General features: G+C 43.1%; 3 protein-coding genes. All 3 read right to left on the bottom strand.

The features are described from left to right. Positions 1–1764, bottom strand: a 1764-nt coding sequence (locus F6K37_RS35365) for a type I polyketide synthase (RefSeq protein WP_287255536.1), incomplete at its 3' end; no start/stop codon positions are given. Positions 1765–2199: 435 nt separating this feature from the next. Further along, a complete protein-coding gene (locus F6K37_RS35360; RefSeq protein ID WP_287255535.1) occupies positions 2200–2502 on the bottom strand; it encodes an acyl carrier protein in 303 nt (100 codons plus the stop codon). Between the two features lie 136 nt (positions 2503–2638). Next, a partial coding sequence (locus F6K37_RS35355; protein WP_287255533.1) for an acyl-CoA desaturase occupies positions 2639–3331 on the bottom strand: 693 nt, incomplete at its 5' end.

The raw sequence follows: 3331 nt of genomic DNA, 5'->3' as shown, positions 1-3331 counted from the left end.
ATGTTCCAAATACGGACGTAGGATTTCATCACATTGATCTAACCCTTGACGAAAAGTAGGTTGACTTTCATACAATTGCCGTCCCATATTTACATACTGGGAACCTTGACCGGTGAAAAGGAAGGCGACTTTAGGACGCTTGCGACCAATCTTTTGACCCTTGAAAACTCCTGGTGTTTCCTCTCTTTCTGCGGTAGCCTTTAATTGTTCCTGTAACTGCTCTGTTGATTTGGTGACAACAGCGAGGCGATATTTGAAATGCGTACGCCCCACATTGGCTGTATAACAAACATCTCCTATGGCCAATTCTGAATGTTTTTTCAAGTGGTGCTCATAACCGGTGACTAACTGCTCTAGAGCTTCTTCCGTTTTCGCTGAGAGCGTGAGCAGATGCACTGGACGTTCTAACCGTTCTTCTTCCGTGCTCCCCTCCTTGGGAGGGGTTGGGGGTGGGTTCCCTATTAAGAGTTCCTTGTTCTCCACTTCTGCCAACACCACATGGGAGTTAGTGCCACCAAAACCAAAGGAACTCACACCTGCGTACGCTGGCATTGATTTTTCTGGCCAAGGTGTCAGAGTTTCCTGTACTCGCAATGGTATTTCGTCAAACTTGATATAAGGATTCGGCTCAGTGAAATTTAGACTTGGTGGAATCTGGCGATAGTGAAGTGACAGCGCCACTTTAATTAATCCGGCAATACCTGCTGGTGCTTCTAAATGTCCGATATTGGTTTTAGCTGAACCGACTGCACAGTAGTCACCAGGAGCACGACCAACAGAAAGCACTGCTCCTAAGGCTTTCATCTCCATCGGGTCTCCCAGTTTTGTCCCAGTCCCGTGAGCTTCTATATACTGAACCTGACCTGGTGAAACTCCTGCATTTTTGTACGCTGCCCGTAACACCGCTTCCTGTGCCAAGGGATTGGGGGCTGTCAGTCCGTTGCTGTATCCATCTTGGTTAACTGCGCTTCCCTTGACTAAGGCATAGATGCGGTCTCTGTTAGCCAGGGCAAGAGATAGTGGTTTCAGTATCACTAACCCTGCACCCTCACTGCGGACATAACCATCAGCTTTGGCATCAAAGGTTTTACACCTACCGTCAGCAGCCATAAATCCTCCTTGGGCATAGGCTACTGACATCCACGGCGATGTCACCATATGTACGCCTCCCACCAAAGCTAGGCTAGATTCTCCACTCCACAGGCTTTGACAAGCTAAGTGTACTGCTACCAGGGATGAAGAACAGGCAGTATCTATGGCCATGCTCGGTCCATGGAAGTCGAAAAAGTATGAGAGGCGATTGGCGTTAATACAATTTAAGTTACCTGTGCCTGTATAGGTACTAAAGTTACTGGGATTTTGGGCGATGAGTTCGTAGTAGTCGAAGCTTGATACCCCCATGAATACCCCTGTGGGTGTACCTGCCAATTCTTCTGGTGGTTGTCCAGCGTCTTCTAAAGCTTCCCAAGCTAGTTCCAGCAATAGCCGTTGTTGGGGATCCATTGTTTGGGTTTCTCGGGGAGAAATACCAAAAAAATTCGGGTCAAATCGATCTACTTGCTCTAGAAAGCCACCCCACCGACTGTTCGTTTTCCCTGGCTTGGAGATGTCGGCGTCATAAAATAATTCGTTATCCCACCGAGAAGCTGGCACTTCGGTAATTGCGTCTATACCATTACACAGTAATTCCCAGAATTCTTCGGGATTTTTAGCTCCTGGGAAACGACATCCCATTCCTATTATTGCTATTGGTTCTTTATTCATTGGTATTTAACTATTTTATTCTCGAATTTGTTATTTACATAAATTATTTTAAAATTATTTGTTTAAAATTTAGTTTTGGTTTATAGCTCTATGTATCCCCCAAAATTATTTTAACTAATTATTTGATTTTTTTTTCAGACTTAATATTAATTTTTATTAATATCTGTATTACTAATCTAATACAGTTAGAGGTGATTTACTGACAAACTATTTATTGGCTACACTATGGCTGAGGAATATATCAGATATCCCTCAGAGGTTGTCTGAGAAGTCTCATTTGCTACATCCAAGCCCCCGTTGGTCCCCCTCTGGGGGACTTTTAGAAGCAAATTGACTCTTGTTTCCCCCAAAGTTGGGGGGTCAGGGGGGCAAAATTCAGGATCAAAAAACTTGGGAGATATCCTCTCAGCAATCACCAGTGAATTTCAACAAATACTATCCACCAAAGTGCTCTGCCATAGCTTCTATTGTGGGGTAACTATACAGAATTGTTGGGTCTATTTCTTTTGATAGCCAATCCCCGAAATCGCTTGTTAAAGATATTGAGGCTGAAGAATCTAGACCGTAACGATTAAAAGAAGTACTTGTCGATATTTCTTCAATTTCTAGATCTAATAGTTGTGACAGATAAGAAATCAACCACTCCTGAACCTCATCTACTGTGGGTTGATTCTTATTCTCTATACTTCCATTATCTACACTAGTCAGGTTTTCGGTCTCTACGGTTAAGTTTTCCATAATTTATTGATGGGGAGTTACTAGATTTTACTGAAATTATTGACGATACGTGTAACTATCATCAGCTCTCACCAATTAATGATAGTTACACCTCCTAATCTTGTTCAGGTTTCCTATTTTTATTTCTTCTGAACAATCAAGCTAACTTCTTAGCTTCGAGCATTTTGGCGCTTGGCAACTTCACATCCCAAACTAAACCTAATTTTTCCAATAACCAAATTAGGCAGTAACCTAAATCTATTTGCCACCATTTTAACCCGATCGCTGCCGAATTTTCAAAAGTATGGTGATTATTCTGCCAGGATTCTCCAAAAGTAGGAATAGCCACCCAAATATTGTTCCGACTCTGGTCTTTACTATCGAAAGGATGAGTCCCAAAAGCATGAGAAAATGAATTGATACTTAAAATGGAGTTATCTACCACAAACATCCTTACAAATCCACCCCACAGAAGACCTTCCACAGCCCCTATCCAAGAGCCATGAATAATTCCTCCTAAAATAGTTGGCATTAGCAGACCCAAAACTATCCACACTACATAATGGCGATTAATCTTGCTAATGGTTTTGTCTCGCATCAATTCTGGCGCATAATACATCGGGTTAGGATACTCGTGGTTTGTTAGCCAACCCACATGGGCGTGCCACAGACCTCGTAATTTCCCAAATATTCCTTCCCCTAGTAATTCGGGATTTGGGGAATGGGGATCACCAGGCAGGTCGCTGTACTCGTGATGGCGACGATGCACTGCTACCCAGGAGACTACAGGTCCTTGAGCGCCCATACAACCTAGAATTGCTAAAATGACTCTCATCGTCTCGCTGGTTTT

Origin of the sequence: Moorena sp. SIO4E2, from assembly GCF_010671945.1 — a bacterium.
In the GTDB taxonomy this organism is placed as follows: Bacteria; Cyanobacteriota; Cyanobacteriia; order Cyanobacteriales; family Coleofasciculaceae; genus Moorena; species Moorena producens.
This window is presented reverse-complemented; position numbering and strand designations above follow the sequence as displayed.